Source organism: Streptomyces sp. NBC_01244, assembly GCF_035987325.1.
GTDB lineage: Bacteria > Actinomycetota > Actinomycetes > Streptomycetales > Streptomycetaceae > Streptomyces.
This window is the reverse complement of sequence record NZ_CP108488.1, coordinates 5,033,689-5,050,787: the sequence shown is the minus strand read 5'-3', so window position 1 is coordinate 5,050,787 and position 17,099 is coordinate 5,033,689. Positions and strand designations below refer to the sequence as shown.

The window sequence follows — 17,099 nt, the reverse complement described above, 5'->3', positions numbered from 1 at the left end:
CGGGGAGGCTACCGCGCGGGTCAGCGCCAGGTGTTGGTGTCGACGATCTCGCCGGTCTCCGGGTCGATACGGCCGTGGAAGTCGACCTGCCCTAGTCGGCCGCGTCCGCACCGACCCGTACGCGGCCGCACCGGCGCCCCTACTACCGTTTCGCGCATGACTCTTCTGCTGAACGACACGGTACGCAAGCTTCTCGACGCCCCGCATCCGGCGGTGCTGTCCACGCTGAACCCCGATGGCAGCCCGCAGAGTTCGGTGGTGTGGGTGACCCGGGACGGGGAGGAGATCCTGATCTCCACCGAGCGCGGCCGCCGCAAGGAACGCAACATCGTGCGCGACGCCCGGATCGGGCTGACCGTCTTCGACCTGGCCAACCCCTTCCTCTACGCCGAGATCCGCGGCACCGCCACCGTCACCGAGGACACCGGGCGGGCCGTCGCGGTCCGCATCGCGGAGGAGTACGAGGGCCCCGGCGCGGGCCGGGCCTACGCGGAGGCCCCCGACGAGAACGTACGGGTCGTCCTGCGCGTCACCCCGGCCAAGGTGCTGGGCAACGCGGCCCGCTGAAACCCGTCGCGCACGGACGCCCACGGCCGCGGCCCGCTGTCACCCACAACCGACAGCAGGCCGCGGCCGACCGGCACCCGGCACCTCGCACCGGGTACGGCTCACCACCGGATCAGGGGCGGTCCCGCAGCAGCTTGGCCTCGTCGTCGGAGAGGGTGACGAGGAACGTGTCGCGCAGGGTCCGCACCACTTCGTCACCGCTGAGTTCGGCAACGTCCTTGCGGCCGTCCGGGAACTGGGTCGACAGGACCCGGTTCACCAGGCTGTAGCGGACCTGGTCCTCGGGCCGCTGAGCCACCAGGTTGTTGACGAACGGCGAGCGCGGGTTGGTGGAGGAGTAGTAGTTGGCCACCTGGAAGTCGACCGGGTGCTGTCGCTCCAGGCGCAGGGCGTACACGTCGAACCAGCCGTCCGCGTGCAGGCTGCGCAGGATCCAGTCGGGACCCTCCTGGTCGAGGCGCCAGGACCAGGCACCGACCTCGAGCTGCGCTCCGGCCTGGAAGCGGACCGGCTCGAGCGGCCCCTCGTCACCGAAACCGACGTCCGCCAGCCACACTTCGCCGCCGGCTTCCACCAGCAGGACGGTGTGCGAACGCCAGCGGATGGGCGCCACGCCCCGGCGCACCCGCGCCAGGAGGCGGGAGACGGGAAAGCCCAGACGTTCCAGGGCCGCGGCGAACAGCAGGTTGTTCTCGTAGCAGTAGCCGCCGTGCCCGGCGCCCACGATCTTCTCCTGGATGGCCTCGACGCCGATGTCGAGGGGTTCGCCGAGCGCTATGGTGACGTTCTCGAAGGAGATGGCGGCGAGGTGGGCACGGTGCAGGCCCCGCAGCGTCTCGACGGTGGCCGTACGGGGGCCCTCGTAGCCGATGCGCGCCAGGTAGGCGTCCAGGTCGAGGAGTTCGGCCCCCCACTCCGGTTCGGATCCGGGCGGAGACGGCAGCGCGTCGTGGTTCATGGTGAAGCCTCTCGAATGTGTCGGGGAGGCGGCGGGGCGGCGGGTGGCCTGCGGGCCCCAATGACACAGCGCCTTGCGCAAGCGAGAACGGACCTGCCCGAGGTGCCCTCTCAGCCGGTGACCGGCCACTCCGCACCGCCGCCCGGTGTGCGGTCGGCTGGGAGACCCTGAAGGGGGCAGCGTCGATCATGGTTGGTCCACATCACCAACCATGATCGACGGGTCAACCTAGGTCATCGGGAATTCGGCTCGATCGCCGAAGGGTCCGATGGATGGATCGGTCTAGCGAATGACGTCGAATTCCAGGGCGACCTTGCTGGCCGTCTGGGCATCGATCTCGAACTGCTCGGCCGGCGGACGGGGCTCCCCGTTGGCGGCGGAAATGCCCAGCTTCTTGAAGTAGCCCTCGGTGCCGCCCGGCGTGTACCAGGCCAGCATCTTGACCGGCGTGTCGCCGATGACGCTGTAGGTGTGGGCCTTGCCGCGCGGCAGGAACACGAAGGATCCCGGCCCGGCCGTCTCGACACGGCCCTCCCAGCGGAGTTCCAGGCTGCCTTCGATGAGGTAGAACGCCTCGTCCTCGCCGTGGTGCGTGTGCGGCGGGGCACCCGAACCGGGGTAGAGGACTACTTCCAGCAGGCCGAACGCGCCGCCGGTGTCCTGCTTCTCCGCCTTGAAGGTGTAGTGGTCACGGAATACCCACCTGGTGTCACCCTCGCCCTGAGCGACGTGCATGAGCTCTGGAGCGGACTGGTCTTGCGTGGTCACTGATATCTCCCTCTATACATTCTGTCTATGCGCGGCCCGTGCAGTGGATGCCGCTTTTGACAAGCATCAGACTCGAAGGAATCTATGGAGAAAAACAACCACCTCCCTTCACTTCGACCGGCGCGCACTATGCGGTCGCGCGGCTCCGAGAGGATCGGGCAGCCAGCCATACGAGCCCGATGCCGATGACCATGACGACCGCGAGGAACAGCGCCAGGTTGGACAGATCCGCCATGGCCTGGGGGAGTTGAGCGCCCACCGCGACTCCGACATTGAGAATGAAGCTGTAAATGGCGGTGGCCGTTGCCCGTGCGGGCCCCGCGCCGCTTCCGACGGCCTGGACGAGGGCCGGGCTGACCGTGGAAATCGCCAGCACGAAGATGAAGAGGGAAATTCCGAGGCCGATCACGGAGTCGGCGAACAATGCGGCGCCGAGCAGTCCGACGGCCCCGCCGGCAAATCCGATGACCGTCCTGGTGAGTGCGGAGATGCGCCCCATGACCGGCGCGAGCAGCACGGCACCGACCATCGCGGGCAGGGCGCTCGCGCGCAGGGCCAGCATGGTGTCGTGGTTCCCGACCACTTCCGCCGGTCCGTAGAGCTGCACACCGGTGTAGATCGCGGTGAGGCTGCCGAGGACGGCCAGGGAGGACACGAAGAGCGCGATGAGCGAGCCGTTGCGCAGCACACTGAGGGCGCCGGGGCCCTTGGCTCCGCCGGGCGTCAGGTCCTTGGCCGTGTCGGGCGACATGACCCGCCAGGCAGCCGCCGCCACGAGCGCCAACAGCGGCGCCACGAGCCAGAACACCGAGCGCCATCCGAGCGAGGATCCCAGGACCTGCCCCAGGACCTGTCCCACGATCAGCGCCACACCCAGGGCGCAGGACACCACGGTCAGGGCCAGTGCGAGGCGGCGCGCCGGGACCCTCTCACTCAGGTAGATGTAGACCACCGGCGTGAACACACCGGCCATCGCGCCCTGCAGGACGCGCAGCAGGCAACCGGTCACGAGATCGCCCGAGAACGGCACGAGCGCGGTCGCCACGGCCATGGCGGCGATGCTCCCGACGATCACGACACGGCGGCCGTAGCGTTCCGACAAGGTACCGCTCGCCAGCGAAGCGCACGCGTAGGCGAAGGAGAACGCGGTGGTCGCCCATGTCGCGGAGCCCTGCGACACTCCCCACGCGCCGCCGATCTCCGACATCAGGGGGATCGCCACGTACCCCTGGCTGACGACGATGATTGCGGCGACGGCCAGAATCACCAAGTTTTTGCCGAAGGGGAATTGCTCGGCACGCTCCTCGTCCGTCAGAGTGTCCGTCGGAGTCATTTTCGCTATTCCGGTTCTGGGGACCCCGGCCGATTTCCTGTCCGAGGCCGATACATCCGACATCAGAAGATACCTCCTATATTCGGCCAGGGCCGGCGAACGTACCTCGGCATGCCCGCTGTTGGTGATCTGTACCAACTCGACGAGCAGCTGACCGCCGGACAGCCTCCCCAAGGCTGCTGAGCACCCCCATCTACGGGCAAGTTGTCGGGCACAGGTACGTCAAGTTCGCGCATCACCCTGTGCGGACATGCCGAGGAATGCGGCGGAAGTCGATCTCCGCCACATGTTCAAAGCGATCCCCATCCGAACCACACCGGAATCCCCGGGAAATACCTTCCACGCCCGGAAGAGGTCCAGCCGGGCAGTGGAAGTCAGAATCCCTGCAGGCCGGAGTCGACGCGTTCGGTGCTCACGACGGCCTCGAAGACCTGCTCCCCGTCCTGGACGCCCGTCACCTTGAACGACCGGCGCGCGCTGTCGCTCAGGTCCGAGTCGGTGGGCTCCGCGTGGATCAACAGGGGGCTGCCGAACTCGGCATAGCGCTGGTAGGTGCTCGTGACGGAGACCGGGAGGACGGAGTCGGGTTCGCCGCCGAGGGCCAGCGCGGCCTGGCGGGCGGCCTCGAGGAGGACCATGCCGGGCAGGTGGTCGCTGGCGTGGTCGAAGAGGACCGGATGCCGGGTGTCGTACCGCAGCTCCCAGACTCCCGGACGGGAGCCGGCCAGGACGACGTCGAAGGGCGAGAGCCGGCCCACCTGCGCGGGTGCGAGCGGGGCGGGCGGCAGCGCGGACACGGGCCGGTTGGCCAGCTGTTCGGCGCGCAGGCGCTGGTAGACGGCGGGGGAGGTGACGGTGTAGCCGACCTTTCCGGTGGCGACGACACGGTCCTCCTGGCGGACGACCACTTCGTAGACGAGCCCGGTGAGCCTGCTCCCCCGGCGCTGTATCTCGGGGCAGGTGACGGTCAGGTCGAGGCTGGCCGGGGCGTTGCCGATGACGAGGTGCTCGGGGACGGTGGAGTACTCCAGCGACCAGAGCAGGAACTGGTGCCCGAGCGGCACGCCGAAGGTCTCGTGCGCGACGTACGCGCCGACCTGTCGAATGGTCTCGGCGATCAGCATCGGGTCGTAGTGGGTGCCCGCTATGGGGGTGAAGAAGCTGTGTCCGCGCGGCCACTGGGCGCGGATGTGGAAGCGGTCCTCCGCGGGGCGGCACATGCCGGTCAGGAAGACCTCGGCCACAGCGGCCCGGTGTACGAGCGCTCTTGGAACCGTGGTCGTCAGCTGGTCGTCCGACTGGGCCGGACATGCGCAGCACTCGGTGGGAGCAGACGTGGTCATGCGGTCCGCCGGTTCCAAAGTCGTGATCATGAAGTCCCCCTCGTCATCATGGCCGGATACAACATACTTCCACCGCCCGCAAAGTACGTACTTACGGGTTTGGTTGCTCGGGGAGATCCTCGCCTAAAGATCTCCATCCGTCCCGAGGGAGTGACGCAGGCCATACGGCGGGATGGCTTCATCGCACCATCTTGCGAAGAACGCCCAGGTAGCGCCCGACCTCACGGGCGGGGCAGGACACGGGTCGGGGACGGGGTGGGTGGCCATCTCGAGCGAACGTCCGGTATCTTTCGAGTCCCGGGCACGAGTGCGTACTGGTAGGTATTTTTTAGGGGGGCCTGCCACTCCGCGCACACATCTGACCCGAATTCGTCGTACCGGCCCTCCCCCGCCCGATCGGAGCGCCATGCAGTCCCTGCAGCACCTGCGGCTCGCAGCCCTGAACATCGACGGAGTCCTCCTCAACGACACCTTCAGCCCGGTCATCCACCGGTTCGTCACGAGCCGGGGCGGCTCCTACGACGGTGAGGTGGAGCGCGGGATCTTCTCCCAGGTCCGGACGGTCGCGGCCCGGGCCATGGCTCGCGCCGCGGGACTGGACTGGACCCCGGAGCGGGTGCTGGAGGTCTACTTCCAGGAGCGGGCCGCCCACCTGGCGCAGCACCCGCTGCGGATGCTGGACGGGGTCGAGGAACTGCTGCTCCGGCTGCGGGGCCTCGGCCTGCGCACCGTCTGCTACGGGGGCCTCGACAAGGAGCACTTCGACCGCCACCTGGGCCACCTCGCCCACCTCTTCGACGGCCCCGGGTACATCAGCACGAACTCGTTCCGGCCGGGCGTCCACGAGATCACCACCGACTGGTTCGGCCTCGACCACACGGAGGCGCTGTTCGTGGACGACGTGGCGCGGGTCGGCGAGGCGGCCCTCGGACTGGGCGCGGCGTTCATCGGCCACCCGAGCACCTTCGAGCACGGCTTCCAGCGGCAGCAGATGCGCGAGGCCGGGGTGCGGCACCTGGTCGGCTCCCTGGGCGAGATCGACGAGGGCCTGCTGCGCAGGGTGGACGCCGAGGCCTCGTACGCGGCCTGCGCGCGCAGTGCCTACGCTGCCTGAGCTGCGGCATACCGGAGCAGGGGGCCAATCGATGGAGGGAACGGCGATGCGGGAGGGAACGGCGATGCGGGGTCACGGTTTGCTGGAGGGGAAAGTCGCACTGATCACCGGGGCGAGCAGTGGCATAGGAGCCGCGGCCGCCCGGGTGTTCGCGCGGGAGGGTGCGCTGGTCGTGCTCGCCGCGCGGCGCGAGGAGCGGATCAGGGAGCTGGCCGAGGAACTGCGGGCGGGCGGCGCGCAGGCGGCGTACGTGGTGACGGACGTGACCCGCCGGGAAGACGCGGAGGCGGCCGTGGCCCGCGCGGTCGAGGAGTTCGGCCGGCTCGACTGCGCCTTCAACAACGCCGGTTGGGGCGTCGGGCGGACACCTCTGCACGAGATGGACGACAAGCTGTACGACGAGATCATGGAGGTCAACGTGCGCGGCGTGTGGAACTGCCTGCGCCCGGAGATCGCCGCGATGCTCGAGACGGGCGGCGGGTCGATCGTCAACAACAGCAGCGTCGGCGGGCTGCTGGCCACCCCGGTGGCCGCTCCCTACGTCGCGGCCAAGCACGCGGTCATCGGCCTGACCAAGGCCGCCGCGGCCGAGTACGGGGCCCGGGGCATCCGGGTCAACTCGGTGGCGCCCGGCACCACGCGGACCGAGGTGGTCGAGGAGTGGTTCGCGGCCGTCCCGGGCATCGAGGCCCAGCTCCACGCGGGGACGCCCCAGCCGCGTACCGCGGAGCCGGCCGAGATAGCCGAGGCCGCTGCCTGGCTGTGCAGCGCGAAGGCGTCATTCGTCACGGGTGTGACGGTGCCGGTGGACGGCGGGTTCTCCATGGTGTGAAAATGTACTCACAAGAACGAACCTCGGGGCATGTAAAGCTCGTGGGTGCCGGTGGCGGGGAGAAGACCGGCCCTCCCGCCGGCTGCGCGGCAAGTCAATACAACGGAACGACGGGCGGGGTCACGGAAAGGCACACACCACATGGGAACAGAGCGACCCCTCGTCATGCAGGACCGGGCGGTCCGCACCCGCCAGGCGATCCTGGAGGCGGCCGCAGTGGTGTTCGAGGAGCGCGGCTATGAACAGGCCAAACTCACCGACATCGTCAGCATCGCCAAAGTCACCAAGGGCGCGCTCTACTTCCACTTCGACTCCAAGGAGCATCTCGCGCAGGCGGTGATCGACGCCCAGGTGGCGTCGGCCCCGAGCGTCGTGCCCCAGGAGTTGCAGGTGCAGGCGTTCGTCGACATCGGCATGGTGTTCTCGCACCGGTTGATGCACGATCCGCTGATGCGGGCGAGCGCGCGGCTCACGCTGGATCAGACGAACCTGACTCTGGACCGGGCCGCCCCCTACGACGCGTGGATCAAACTCCACGTGTCCCTGATGACGGAGGCCAAGGCTCGCGGCGAGCTGCTGCCCAACGTGGATCCCACGGTGGCGTCGCAGCTGATCGTGGGGTCTTACGCGGGACTCAACCTGATGTCGCAGATGATCGGCCTGGACCTGGATGAACAGGTGTCGGCGCTGTACACGCACGTGATGCCGAACGTGGTGGTGCCGTCACTGGCCATCCGGCTGGACACGGCCCCGGGCCGTGGGGCGCGCGCGCTGTACGGACGGCAGGGTACGCACCCGTGCACGGTCGGCTGCGCGTCCGGTGTGGCCCCTGTGGCCGCACAGGTGGCCGCACAGGTGGAGGCGACCGGCGCCTGAGCGCCGGGCGGATGCCCCGGATGTACCGGATGCCCCGGATGAGAGAACCCCGAATCGGGGTCTCTCATCCGGGGTTTCCGCATGTCCGGAACTTTTTCCGAGGGGCCGGCAGAGATCTGGGTATTCGCCCACGTGCAAAACATTCTTCCGGGTACTATTCTTTCCAGGGTCAGCATCGCTGACCCTGCCTGCCCAGGGAGAGAACTGTGGACATCGACGTACTCGGAGGGCTGCGCGTCACCGAGAACGGTGTGCCCATCGTGGCGCCCACCCCGGAGACCCGGCACGTACTGGCGGTCCTCGCCGCCCACGCCAACCAGGTCGTACCCGTGTCAGTACTGGCCGAAGAGCTCACGAACTGCGCTCCGCCCGAGCACACCCGGGCCGTGGCACACGCCGCGGTCCGCGTGCTGCGCGAACAGCTCGCGGGCGCCCTCGACGCCGGACCGGGTGCCGTACGCACCCTCGACACCGTGCTGCCGGCCGTACCCGGCGGGTATCTTCTCGACACCGGAGGCGGCCGCTGCGACCTCCACGAGTTCGAGCGCGAGGCGGGCGCCGGCTACCGGGCCATGTCCCGCGGCGACTTCGCCACGGCCGCCCGCCGGCTGCGCGGTGCCCTCGACCTGTGGACGGGCCCCGCCTTCGCGGGGGTCGAGGCGGGCGCCTGGCTCGGCGAACGCATCGCGGTCCTGGAGGAGACGCGGCTCGCCGTGCTCGGCCAGTGGGTGGAGGCCGGACTGGCCCTCGGCCGCCACCGCGAGCTGCTCACGGAGCTCTCGGCCCTGCTCGCCCGGCACAACGGCCGCGAGCACCCCAACGAACCGTACCTCGCGGCCCTGCGCCGCTCCGGGCGGCGCGTCGGGTCGCTGCGCGGCCTGCACTCCCTGGTGGCCACACTGGACGCGGAGGGCGGGCGCAGCACCGCCTCGGCCCTGCGCGCCGTACGCCGTACCGTCCTCATGGGCGGCGCCCCGGATCCCCGGGCCGCCTGACCGCGAGGACCGCCCTGCGGCGTCAACTGCCCTGTTCAGACGGGCCGTAGCGGTCTCGGACCCGGGACCTGACGCACTGCCCGGGCACTTGACGGAAAGCCCCCGAGCACGTTGGTGGCGCTCACCGCCCCAGCACACGATCGACAGGACTCACCGCCCGCCGCGGACCTGACCGGCGGGACCGGTTCCATCGCTGTCGAGGGAGTGCTCCGGGCATGACCACCGTCTCCGTGATCTACTACTCCGCCACCGGTACGGTCCGCGGACTGGCCGAGGAGGCGGCGGCCTCGGCACGCGAGGCCGGTGCGGAGGTCCGACTCCGCGCGGTGCCCGGTACCCCCGAGGCGGGCCGCGAGCCCGGCACCCCCGACGCCACCCCCGAAGACCTGGAGTGGGCCGACGGCATCCTGCTGGGCAGCCCCTCGCACTGGGGCCTGCCGGCCGCGCCGCTGCTGGAGTTCGTCAACACCACCCCCCACCTCTCGCACGCGGGCGCCTTCGTCCACAAGGCCGCCTCGGCCTTCGTCGCCGGGTCCTCCCGCAACGGCGGGCTGGACAACACCATCCAGTCCCTGCACAGCGTGATCTGCCACTGGGGCGCCGCCGTCATCCCGATGGGCTCCGCCCACCCGGTGCTCTACCTGCCGCAGAACGGGAACCCGTACGGCACCCACACGGCCTCCGGCGCCGATCCCGGCACCGTCCACGAGGACGCCGTCGCCGCCGTCCGGTTCCAGGCGGCCCGCACCGCCTGGTTCGCCCGCGCCCTCGCCCGCGCCCGCCAGGAGGCCTGACATGGCAACCGTGTACGCCGCGCCGGCCGAGACCCGAGGCGCGACCCGGATCGAGACCGGGGCCCAGACCGGGGCTCGGACCGGAGCCGGGGCCGCGACCGAGTCCGAGTCCGGCGCCGCGACCCGGGCAGCCGCCGGCCCGCCCCGGGCCCGTACCACCGCGGGCGAGGTCCGCGGCGCCGCCGGCGCGGGCGTGCTCGCCTTCCGCGGCGTCCCCTACGCCGCGCCCCCCGTCGGCCCGCTGCGCTTCGCCTCGCCGCGGCCGCCCGCGCCCTGGACGGGGGTACGGGACGCCACCGCCTACGGCCCGCCCTTCTGCCAGCCCACCGGAGCGGGCAGCGAGGACGCCCTGCACGCCAACGTGTGGACCCCCGCCACCACCGGCTCCCGGCCGGTGCTCTGTTACGTGCACGGCGGGGCCTGGATCGCCGGATCCGGGAACCTGCCCACCTTCGACGGCTCCTGGCTCGCCGCGCGCACCGACGCCGTCGTGGTCACCTTCAACTACCGGCTCGGGGTCTTCGGCTTCGGCCTGCACGAGGACCTGACCGACCCGGAGACCGGTTCCTTCTCCAACTGGGGACTCCAGGACCAGGCGGCCGCCGTGCAGTGGGTGCACGACAACGCGGCCGCGTTTGGCGGCGACCCCGGCAACATCACCCTCGTCGGAACCTCGGCCGGCGGGACGTCCGCCCACCAGCTCGCCCTGCTGCCCGCCACCCGCCGGCTGATCCGGCGCCTCGTCGCGATCAGCGCCGCCCACCAGTGGGAGCCCGCGCTCGCGTTCACCGCCGAGGACGCCCGCGGCGTCCACGCCGCGCTCGCCGCCCGGTTCGCCACCACGGTCCCGGGGCTGCGCGAGGTGCCTGCCTCCGAACTCGGCGCCGCCTGGGCAGAGTTGACCGCGCCGCGCTCCAAGGGGCGGATCGTCGCCTCCGGCCGCGCGTTCCGCGGCCCGGTGCGCGACGGCGAATGGCTCCCGGCCTTCGAACACGAGCGGCCCGCCCCCGACCTGCCGGTCCTGTCCGTGCACACCCGTACCGAGGGCGCCTTCTTCACCGGGCCGTCCGCACCCACCCCCCTGGCACCGCCGGCCCCGGCCGACGAGGCCGAACTTACCTCCCTCGTCCAGGACTTCCTGCGGTACGGGCTGCCCGGCGCCGCGGCCTCGCTCGCCGAGCGGTGCGTCGCGGTCTACCGGGAGGCCGCCCTGGCCGAGGGACGCCCCACGCGGCCCCTCGACCTCTGGACGGAGATCTGGGGCGACGCCTTCTTCCGGCACCCCGTGCTGCGCACCGCCGAACGCCACGCACGGGCGGGCCACTCCCCCTCGTACGTCATGGAGTTCGCGCACCCGGTGCGCGCCCCCTACTTCGGCACGCCCCACGAGGCGACGTCCAAATTCCTCTTCGGTACCCATCGACTGCCCGAGCACGTGGCCGAGTTCGGCGACGGGCCGGCCGAGCGCGAGATCGCCGGGATCCTCGCGGACCTCGTCGGTTCCTTCGCCCGCACCGGCGTGCCCGCGAGTCCCGGCGCCCCCGCCTGGCCGCGCTTCTCCCCCGGCCGGCCGACCGCCCTGATCCTCGGCGGGCACGGCGCGCACGCGCCCGCCGCCGTGATCGGCGCCCTGGGCAAACAGCGTCAACTGCGCTTCTGGGACGACCTCGGGTGGGGTCTGGCTCCCGCGTGACCGCCCGCCCCCACACCTACTCATCAGGAAGAAACCCGTGGACAACATCACGCTCGACATCCGACTGAAGCCGGCTCTGCAGCAGCCCGAATGGGACGACCACGCCCAGGTCGACGTGGTGCGCCGGGAGCTGGCCGGACGGCCGCCGCTGGTGCGTGCCCAGGACGTACGCGCCCTGCGCGCCGCCCTCGCCGTGGTCGCGCGGGGCGAGGCGCACCTGGTCCAGTCCGGCGACTGCGCCGAGGACCCCGACGAGAGCACCGCGCGGGACGTGCACCGCAAGACGGCCGTCTTGGACCTGATCGCGGGCGCCTTCAAGATGATCACGCAGAAGCCGGTGGTCCGGGTGGGCCGGATCGCGGGCCAGTTCGCCAAGCCGCGTTCCAACGGCACCGAGATCGTCGACGGCGTCGAACTCCCCGTCTACCGCGGCCACCTGGTCAACGCCCCGGAGGCCGACGCCGAATCCCGCCGCCCGGACCCGCTGCGCCTGCTCGTCGGCTACATGGCCGCCAGCGAGATCACGAAGCACCTGGGCTGGCAGGGCCCGGTGTCCCCGTCCCGGCCCGCGCTCGAACCCCAGGTGTGGACGAGCCACGAGGCGCTGCTGCTGGACTACGAGCTGCCCCAGCTGCGCGCGGACGGCGAGGGCGGTACGTACCTCTCGTCGACCCACTTCCCGTGGATCGGCGAGCGGACCCGCCAACTGGACGGCGCGCACGTGGCGCTGCTGGCCGAGGTCTCCAATCCGGTGGCCTGCAAGGTCGGCCCCTCCATGACGGAGGACGAACTGCTGGCGCTGTGCCGGACCCTGGACCCCGAGCGGGAGGCGGGCCGGCTCACGCTGATCAGCCGGATGGGCTCCGAGGCCATCGTGGACGCGCTGCCGCCGCTGGTCGAGGCGGTCCGCAGGGCCGGCCACCCGGTCATCTGGCTGTCGGACCCGATGCACGGCAACACCGTGTCCACGCCGAGCGGCCACAAGACCCGGCACATCGAGACCGTGAAGCGCGAGGTGCAGGCCTTCCAGTTCGCCGTCGAGTCCGTGGGCGGCGTGGCGGGCGGCCTCCACCTGGAGACCACCCCCGAGGACGTCACGGAGTGCGTGCCGACCGAGGCCGCGAACCACCGGGTGGGCCGGACGTACACGAGCTTCTGCGACCCGCGGCTGAACCCGGCGCAGGCCATCTCGGTCGTGACCGCCTGGCAGAAGTGACGCCCGGGCCTCCCGCCCGGACGGTGCGCGGCGGCCCCGGGGCCCCAGAACCGGCTCCCGGAGGATCCGGGAACGAGAACGAAGGAGGGGAAGCATGGAGGAGAAGGTCGCCGTCGTCACGGGCGCGGCAGGAGGAATCGGACGCAGTGTCGTCCGGCGCCTGGCCCGGTCCGGGGTGCTGGTCGCCGCGGTGGACCGGTACCCGGACCCGCTCGCATGGGCCGTCAAGGAGCTGAACGAGGAGCTCGACGCGGAACTGGGGCAGCGCCCGGACGGTGCGCCACGCGTGGTCGCCCATCCCGCCGACGTCACCTCCAGCGAGGCCGTCGAGGAGACCGTGGACCGGGTCGAGGAAGAGCTCGGGCCGATCGAGTACCTGGTCAACTCCGCCGGCGTGCTGCGCCTGGGCAAGGTCGTCGACTACAGCGACGAGGACTGGCACACCACCTTCCGGGTCAACGTGGACGGGGTGTTCCACCTCTCCCGCGCCGTCACCCGCAGGATGCTGCCCCGCAACCGGGGCGCGCTCGTCACGGTCGCCTCCAACGCGGCCGCGGTCCCGCGCTCCGACATGGCCGCCTACGCCGCCTCCAAGGCCGCCGCGGCGATGTTCACCAAGTCGCTGGGCCTGGAGGTCGCCCGGTACGGGATCCGCTGCAACATCGTCGCGCCGGGATCCACCGACACCCCGATGCTGCGTTCCATGTGGCCGGACGAGTCGGCCTCCCGGGGCACCCTCGAAGGCAGCCCGCAGGCCTTCCGCATCGGCATTCCGCTGGGCCGCATCGCCCAGCCCGACAACATCGCCGACGCCGTCGCCTTCCTGCTGTCCGACGAGGCCGAGCAGATCACCCTGCACGTCCTGACGGTCGACGGAGGCGCCTCGCTCGGCGCATAGCACCCGCGACCGGCGAGGCCGCCGGGTCGCACCCTCCCGGTGCCGCACCAGGGCGGACGCCCGGCCACGCCGGGCTCGCCGCCGATCGCACACGCGGCGCCCCACCAGTCCGCCCAGTTACGAGAGGACGTCCATGGCCGGGATCCCGACCATCAGCTCCTACCCCTTGCCGACGTCGGGCGATCTGCCCGAGAACACCGCTGCCTGGTCGGTAGACCCGGACCGGGCGGTCCTGCTGATCCATGACATGCAGCGGTACTTCCTCAATCCGCTGCCCGGCGCGCTGCGCGAGGAAGTGGTCGCCAACGCCGTCCAGGTGCGCGAGTTCTGCGCCGAGCGCGGCGTGCCGACGTACTACACCGCCCAGCCCGGCGGGATGACCGAGAAGGAGCGCGGTCTGCTGCGCGACTTCTGGGGGCCGGGGATGCGGACCGACCCGGTCGACCGGGACGTGGTGGAGCCGCTGGCTCCGCGCCCCGGCGACCGGGTGCTCACCAAGTGGCGCTACAGCGCCTTCTTCCGTACCGACCTGCTCGAACAGATGCGGGCCCAGGGCCGCGACCAGCTGATCACCGTCGGTGTGTACGCGCATGTGGGTGTGCTGGCCAGCGTGCTAGAGGCGTTCACCAACGACATCCAGCCGTTCCTCGTCGCCGACGCCATCGCCGACTTCTCCGAGGCGCACCACCGGATGACCTTGGAGTACGCGGCCCAGCGCTGTGCCGCGGTCACCACCACCAAGGAGATCACCGCATGACCGACCACGAAGACACCGTGGACCAGGCCGACCGGACCGCTCTCGCGACCGGGCTGCTGCGCCGGATCACCGGGGAGCATCCACCCGCCTTCGCCGTGCTCCACCGCCCCGAGTCGGCCGGACCCGGCCGGCTGGAGGTGCTGACCGGCACGGTCGCGGAGTACGAGAACCTGGCCGGCATCCCGCTCGCCGAGGACGGCGCCGCCGGCCCCGGGCACGAGGTGCTGACCCTGATCCCGTACCGGCAGCTCGCCGAGCGCGGGTTCCACGCCCCCGACGACGGCGCCCCGCTGCTGTCGCTGCTCGTCGAGGAGCAGTACGAGCTGCCCCTCTCGACGGGCCTGTCGCTCCTGCCCGACCTGCCGCTGGACGTCTCCGAGGGCGTCTTCGACGTCACCGACGAGGTGTACGCCGACACCGTCCGGAAGATCATCGACAACGAGATCGGCCGGGGCGAGGGCGCGAACTTCGTCATCCGCCGCTCCTTCGTCGCCGACATCTCCGACTACTCGCCGCGCCACGCGCTCGCCTTCTACCGGCGGCTGCTGAGCGCGGAGACGGGAGCCTACTGGACGTTCATCGTCCACACCGGTGAGCGGACCCTCGTCGGCGCCAGCCCCGAGCGGCACGTCAGCCTCGACGACGGCACCGCGGTGATGAACCCGATCAGCGGGACGTACCGCTACCCCGCCCAGGGCCCCTCCGTGCCCGAGATCCTCGACTTCCTCGCCGACCGCAAGGAGGCCGACGAGCTGTACATGGTCGTCGACGAGGAACTCAAGATGATGGCCCGCATCTGCGACGCGGGCGGCATCGTCACCGGACCCCACCTCAAGGAGATGGCCCGCCTCGCGCACACCGAGTACTTCATCTCGGGCCGCACCACGCGCGACCCGCGGGAGATCCTGCGCGAGACGCTGTTCGCGCCGACGGTCACCGGCAGCCCGCTGGAGAGCGCGGCCCGTGTCATCTCCCGCTACGAGCCCCAGGGGCGCGGCTACTACAGCGGCGTGCTCGCGCTCATCGGCCGCGACGAGCGGGGCGAGCGGGCGATGGACTCCGCGATCCTGATCCGGACCGCCGAGATCGACGGGGCCGGCCAGGTCCGCATCGGCGTCGGCGCGACCCTGGTGCGCCACTCCGACCCGGACTGCGAGGTCGCCGAGACCCGGGCCAAGGCCGCCTCGCTGCTCGACGCGCTCAAGGACCGGGGACCGGTGACCTTCCGCGAGCACCCCGAGGTCCGCGCCGCGCTGGAGAGCCGCAACGAGAACGTGGCCCGCTTCTGGTTCGACGACCCCGAGGAGCGGCTGCGCACCGCGCACGATCCGGTGCTCAGCGGCAAGCGGATCCTGGTGGTGGACGCCGAGGACACCTTCACCTCGATGATCGACCAGCAGCTGCGCTCCCTGGGCATGACGGTCACCGTGCGCCGCTTCGACGAGCCGTACGAGATCGACGACTACGACCTCGTGGTGATGGGCCCCGGCCCGGGCGACCCGCGCGAGACCGGCGACCCCAAGATCTCGCACCTGCGGGGCACGGTCCGCCGGCTCCTGGCCGAGAAGCGGCCGTTCTTCGCGGTCTGCCTGAGCCACCAGGTGCTCAGCACCCTCCTCGGGCTCCCGCTGGTCCGCCGCGACACCCCGAACCAGGGCGTCCAGAAGCCGGTCCAGCTCTTCGGGACCCCCGAACTGGTCGGGTTCTACAACACCTTCGCCGCGCGCTCCCCCGAGGACAAGGTGGAGGTCGACGGGGTCGGCGTCATCGAGCTCAGCCGGGACCCCGAGACGGACGACGTGCACGCCCTGCGCGGGCCGCACTTCGCCTCGCTGCAGTTCCACGCCGAATCGCTGCTCACCCGCAACGGGCCGGCCATCGTCGGCGGGCTGATCCGCGAACTGCTCGTCGGCGGGCAGCCGGCGCGGGAAGGGGGCGTACACGCGCCGTCCTCCCCCGCCGGTCCGGGCCCGGCGTCGTGACTGCCGCCACACTCACCGCGGAACGCCCCGGGACGAGACCGGCCGCCGCCGCCATGCCGGCGGCGGCCCGGCTCGCCCCGTCGTTCAACGCGGGCTGGCTCGCCGCCGAGCTGCGGCGGGTCTGCCCGCCCTCCGACGACTGGCGCAGCCTGGTGCTGCGGGCACCGGGCGGGCGGGCCCTGCCCGGCATCCCCGCGGACGGCCCGGACGGGGACTGGACCGACACCCCGTGGCTGGAGCGGCTGCCGCACACCCGCTACATCCTGAAAGCGGTGCCCGCACCGGTCGTCAGTGCCCGGTTCCTGTGCCGGGCGCCCGGCAGCGGCGCGGTCGGCCGCATCGAGGCCGCGCAGGGCCCGTACTGGGGAACGGCGCGGCTGCACGTCCCGGTGGAGACCAACGCCCAGACCCTGCTCCTGCTCGACGGCGAGGTCCACCGCTGGAACCCCGGTGACCTGTGGTTCGGTGACTTCACGCGGACCCACCAGGTCCGCAACCAAGGCTCGGAGCACTCGGTGCACCTGGCCCTGGACGTGCTGCTGACCGAGCCGCTCGCCCGTCTCTTCCCGGTGGCCTGGCGGGACTGGTTCCGGTCCGGTGACGTCCTGGTCAACCGGATCGCCCGGCCGGTCGCGCAGGCCGCTCTCGAGGCCCCGCCCCGGGCCTTCGAGCTGCCGTCCGCCTTCTTCCTGCGGGAGCACGCGGACCCGCTGGACGGCTACGCGGCGGCCCAGCGCGCGGTGCTGGCGCCCGAGCCCGCGGCCGGCCGGATGGTCCTGCGGCTGGCCAGCGGCCGGACGCTGCCGCTGGTCCACGTCGGCGGCGAGGAGTACCGCTTCGCGGGCCGCAGCGAGGAGCGCACGCTGCAGACCCGTGGTGAGGGCGCGCGGGCGGAGATCGTCCTCCGGGCCCGTGCGGGCCGCCACGAGCGGCAGCGCACGGTCCCGCTCCGCACGCCGTAGCGGTCCCTGAA

Annotated in this window: 17 protein-coding genes; 12 read left to right on the top strand and 5 right to left on the bottom strand. The window is 71.5% G+C overall.

Annotated features, from left to right (window positions below; all coding sequences use genetic code 11):
* Nucleotides 1-20: 20 nt before the first annotated feature.
* Nucleotides 21-158 (bottom strand): hypothetical protein, encoded by a 138-nt coding sequence (locus tag OG247_RS22720; RefSeq protein WP_327253969.1) that lies wholly within the window; start codon nt 156-158, stop codon nt 21-23.
* Here OG247_RS22720 and OG247_RS22715 point away from each other — a divergent pair.
* The gene (locus OG247_RS22715; protein WP_327253968.1) at nt 157-567 is read left to right on the top strand and encodes a PPOX class F420-dependent oxidoreductase; all 411 of its coding nucleotides are present in this window, start codon (nt 157-159) and stop codon (nt 565-567) included. The genes OG247_RS22720 and OG247_RS22715 overlap by 2 nt on opposite strands.
* 112 nt (nt 568-679) lie before the next feature.
* Here the strand turns inward: OG247_RS22715 and OG247_RS22710 are convergent, their stop codons facing one another.
* From OG247_RS22710 to OG247_RS22695, 4 genes are all read right to left on the bottom strand, one after another.
* A complete protein-coding gene (locus OG247_RS22710; protein WP_327253967.1) occupies nt 680-1,525 on the bottom strand; it encodes an arylamine N-acetyltransferase family protein in 846 nt (281 codons plus the stop codon).
* Nucleotides 1,526-1,807: 282 nt separating this feature from the next.
* Complete coding sequence (locus OG247_RS22705; protein ID WP_327253966.1) at nt 1,808-2,293, bottom strand: cupin domain-containing protein; 486 nt, start codon at nt 2,291-2,293, stop codon at nt 1,808-1,810.
* Between the two features lie 127 nt (nt 2,294-2,420).
* Nucleotides 2,421-3,800 carry an MFS transporter gene (locus OG247_RS22700; protein WP_327253965.1) on the bottom strand — a complete coding sequence of 460 codons (1,380 nt, stop codon included), beginning with the start codon at nt 3,798-3,800 and terminating at the stop codon, nt 2,421-2,423.
* Nucleotides 3,801-4,000: 200 nt separating this feature from the next.
* The gene (locus OG247_RS22695; protein WP_327253964.1) at nt 4,001-4,999 is read right to left on the bottom strand and encodes a ScbA/BarX family gamma-butyrolactone biosynthesis protein; all 999 of its coding nucleotides are present in this window, start codon (nt 4,997-4,999) and stop codon (nt 4,001-4,003) included.
* Between the two features lie 376 nt (nt 5,000-5,375).
* Between OG247_RS22695 and OG247_RS22690 the strand changes: the two genes are divergently transcribed.
* From OG247_RS22690 to OG247_RS22640, 11 genes are all read left to right on the top strand, one after another.
* Nucleotides 5,376-6,083 (top strand): HAD family phosphatase, encoded by a 708-nt coding sequence (locus OG247_RS22690; RefSeq protein ID WP_327253963.1) that lies wholly within the window; start codon nt 5,376-5,378, stop codon nt 6,081-6,083.
* A gap of 46 nt (nt 6,084-6,129) precedes the next feature.
* Entirely contained in the window at nt 6,130-6,915 is a 786-nt protein-coding gene (locus OG247_RS22685) for a glucose 1-dehydrogenase (RefSeq protein WP_327253962.1), read from the top strand.
* Nucleotides 6,916-7,056: 141 nt separating this feature from the next.
* Nucleotides 7,057-7,791, top strand: a complete 735-nt coding sequence (locus tag OG247_RS22680) for a ScbR family autoregulator-binding transcription factor (RefSeq protein ID WP_327253961.1) — start codon at nt 7,057-7,059, stop codon at nt 7,789-7,791.
* Nucleotides 7,792-7,997: 206 nt separating this feature from the next.
* A complete protein-coding gene (locus OG247_RS22675; protein WP_327253960.1) occupies nt 7,998-8,786 on the top strand; it encodes an AfsR/SARP family transcriptional regulator in 789 nt (262 codons plus the stop codon).
* A gap of 215 nt (nt 8,787-9,001) precedes the next feature.
* On the top strand, nt 9,002-9,580 hold the full coding sequence (locus OG247_RS22670; RefSeq protein ID WP_327253959.1) for an NAD(P)H-dependent oxidoreductase: 579 nt from the start codon (nt 9,002-9,004) through the stop codon (nt 9,578-9,580).
* A 1-nt stretch (nt 9,581) separates the two neighbouring features.
* Nucleotides 9,582-11,273, top strand: a complete 1,692-nt coding sequence (locus OG247_RS22665; RefSeq protein ID WP_327253958.1) for a carboxylesterase/lipase family protein — start codon at nt 9,582-9,584, stop codon at nt 11,271-11,273.
* Nucleotides 11,274-11,310: 37 nt separating this feature from the next.
* Nucleotides 11,311-12,489: a 3-deoxy-7-phosphoheptulonate synthase gene (locus OG247_RS22660; RefSeq protein ID WP_327253957.1), complete on the top strand. Its 1,179-nt coding sequence runs from the start codon at nt 11,311-11,313 to the stop codon at nt 12,487-12,489.
* A 94-nt stretch (nt 12,490-12,583) separates the two neighbouring features.
* On the top strand, nt 12,584-13,387 hold the full coding sequence (locus OG247_RS22655; protein ID WP_327253956.1) for a 2,3-dihydro-2,3-dihydroxybenzoate dehydrogenase: 804 nt from the start codon (nt 12,584-12,586) through the stop codon (nt 13,385-13,387).
* 133 nt (nt 13,388-13,520) lie between these two features.
* Nucleotides 13,521-14,144, top strand: coding sequence for an isochorismatase family protein (locus tag OG247_RS22650; protein WP_327253955.1), 624 nt, complete (start codon nt 13,521-13,523; stop codon nt 14,142-14,144).
* Complete coding sequence (locus OG247_RS22645) at nt 14,141-16,126, top strand: anthranilate synthase family protein (RefSeq protein WP_327253954.1); 1,986 nt, start codon at nt 14,141-14,143, stop codon at nt 16,124-16,126. Before OG247_RS22650 ends, OG247_RS22645 begins: the two co-directional genes overlap by 4 nt.
* On the top strand, nt 16,123-17,088 hold the full coding sequence (locus OG247_RS22640; RefSeq protein WP_327253953.1) for an aspartyl/asparaginyl beta-hydroxylase domain-containing protein: 966 nt from the start codon (nt 16,123-16,125) through the stop codon (nt 17,086-17,088). Before OG247_RS22645 ends, OG247_RS22640 begins: the two co-directional genes overlap by 4 nt.
* Nucleotides 17,089-17,099: the final 11 nt, after the last annotated feature.

Coding starts and splice junctions, on each gene's coding strand:
- OG247_RS22715 (WP_327253968.1), top strand. CDS start 157: ATGACTCTTCTGCTGAACGACACGGTACGCAAGCTTCTCGACGCCCCG.
- OG247_RS22720 (WP_327253969.1), bottom strand. CDS start 158: ATGCGCGAAACGGTAGTAGGGGCGCCGGTGCGGCCGCGTACGGGTCGG.
- OG247_RS22710 (WP_327253967.1), bottom strand. CDS start 1,525: ATGAACCACGACGCGCTGCCGTCTCCGCCCGGATCCGAACCGGAGTGG.
- OG247_RS22695 (WP_327253964.1), bottom strand. CDS start 4,999: ATGATCACGACTTTGGAACCGGCGGACCGCATGACCACGTCTGCTCCC.
- OG247_RS22690 (WP_327253963.1), top strand. CDS start 5,376: ATGCAGTCCCTGCAGCACCTGCGGCTCGCAGCCCTGAACATCGACGGA.
- OG247_RS22685 (WP_327253962.1), top strand. CDS start 6,130: ATGCGGGAGGGAACGGCGATGCGGGGTCACGGTTTGCTGGAGGGGAAA.
- OG247_RS22680 (WP_327253961.1), top strand. CDS start 7,057: ATGGGAACAGAGCGACCCCTCGTCATGCAGGACCGGGCGGTCCGCACC.
- OG247_RS22670 (WP_327253959.1), top strand. CDS start 9,002: ATGACCACCGTCTCCGTGATCTACTACTCCGCCACCGGTACGGTCCGC.
- OG247_RS22665 (WP_327253958.1), top strand. CDS start 9,582: ATGGCAACCGTGTACGCCGCGCCGGCCGAGACCCGAGGCGCGACCCGG.
- OG247_RS22655 (WP_327253956.1), top strand. CDS start 12,584: ATGGAGGAGAAGGTCGCCGTCGTCACGGGCGCGGCAGGAGGAATCGGA.
- OG247_RS22650 (WP_327253955.1), top strand. CDS start 13,521: ATGGCCGGGATCCCGACCATCAGCTCCTACCCCTTGCCGACGTCGGGC.
- OG247_RS22645 (WP_327253954.1), top strand. CDS start 14,141: ATGACCGACCACGAAGACACCGTGGACCAGGCCGACCGGACCGCTCTC.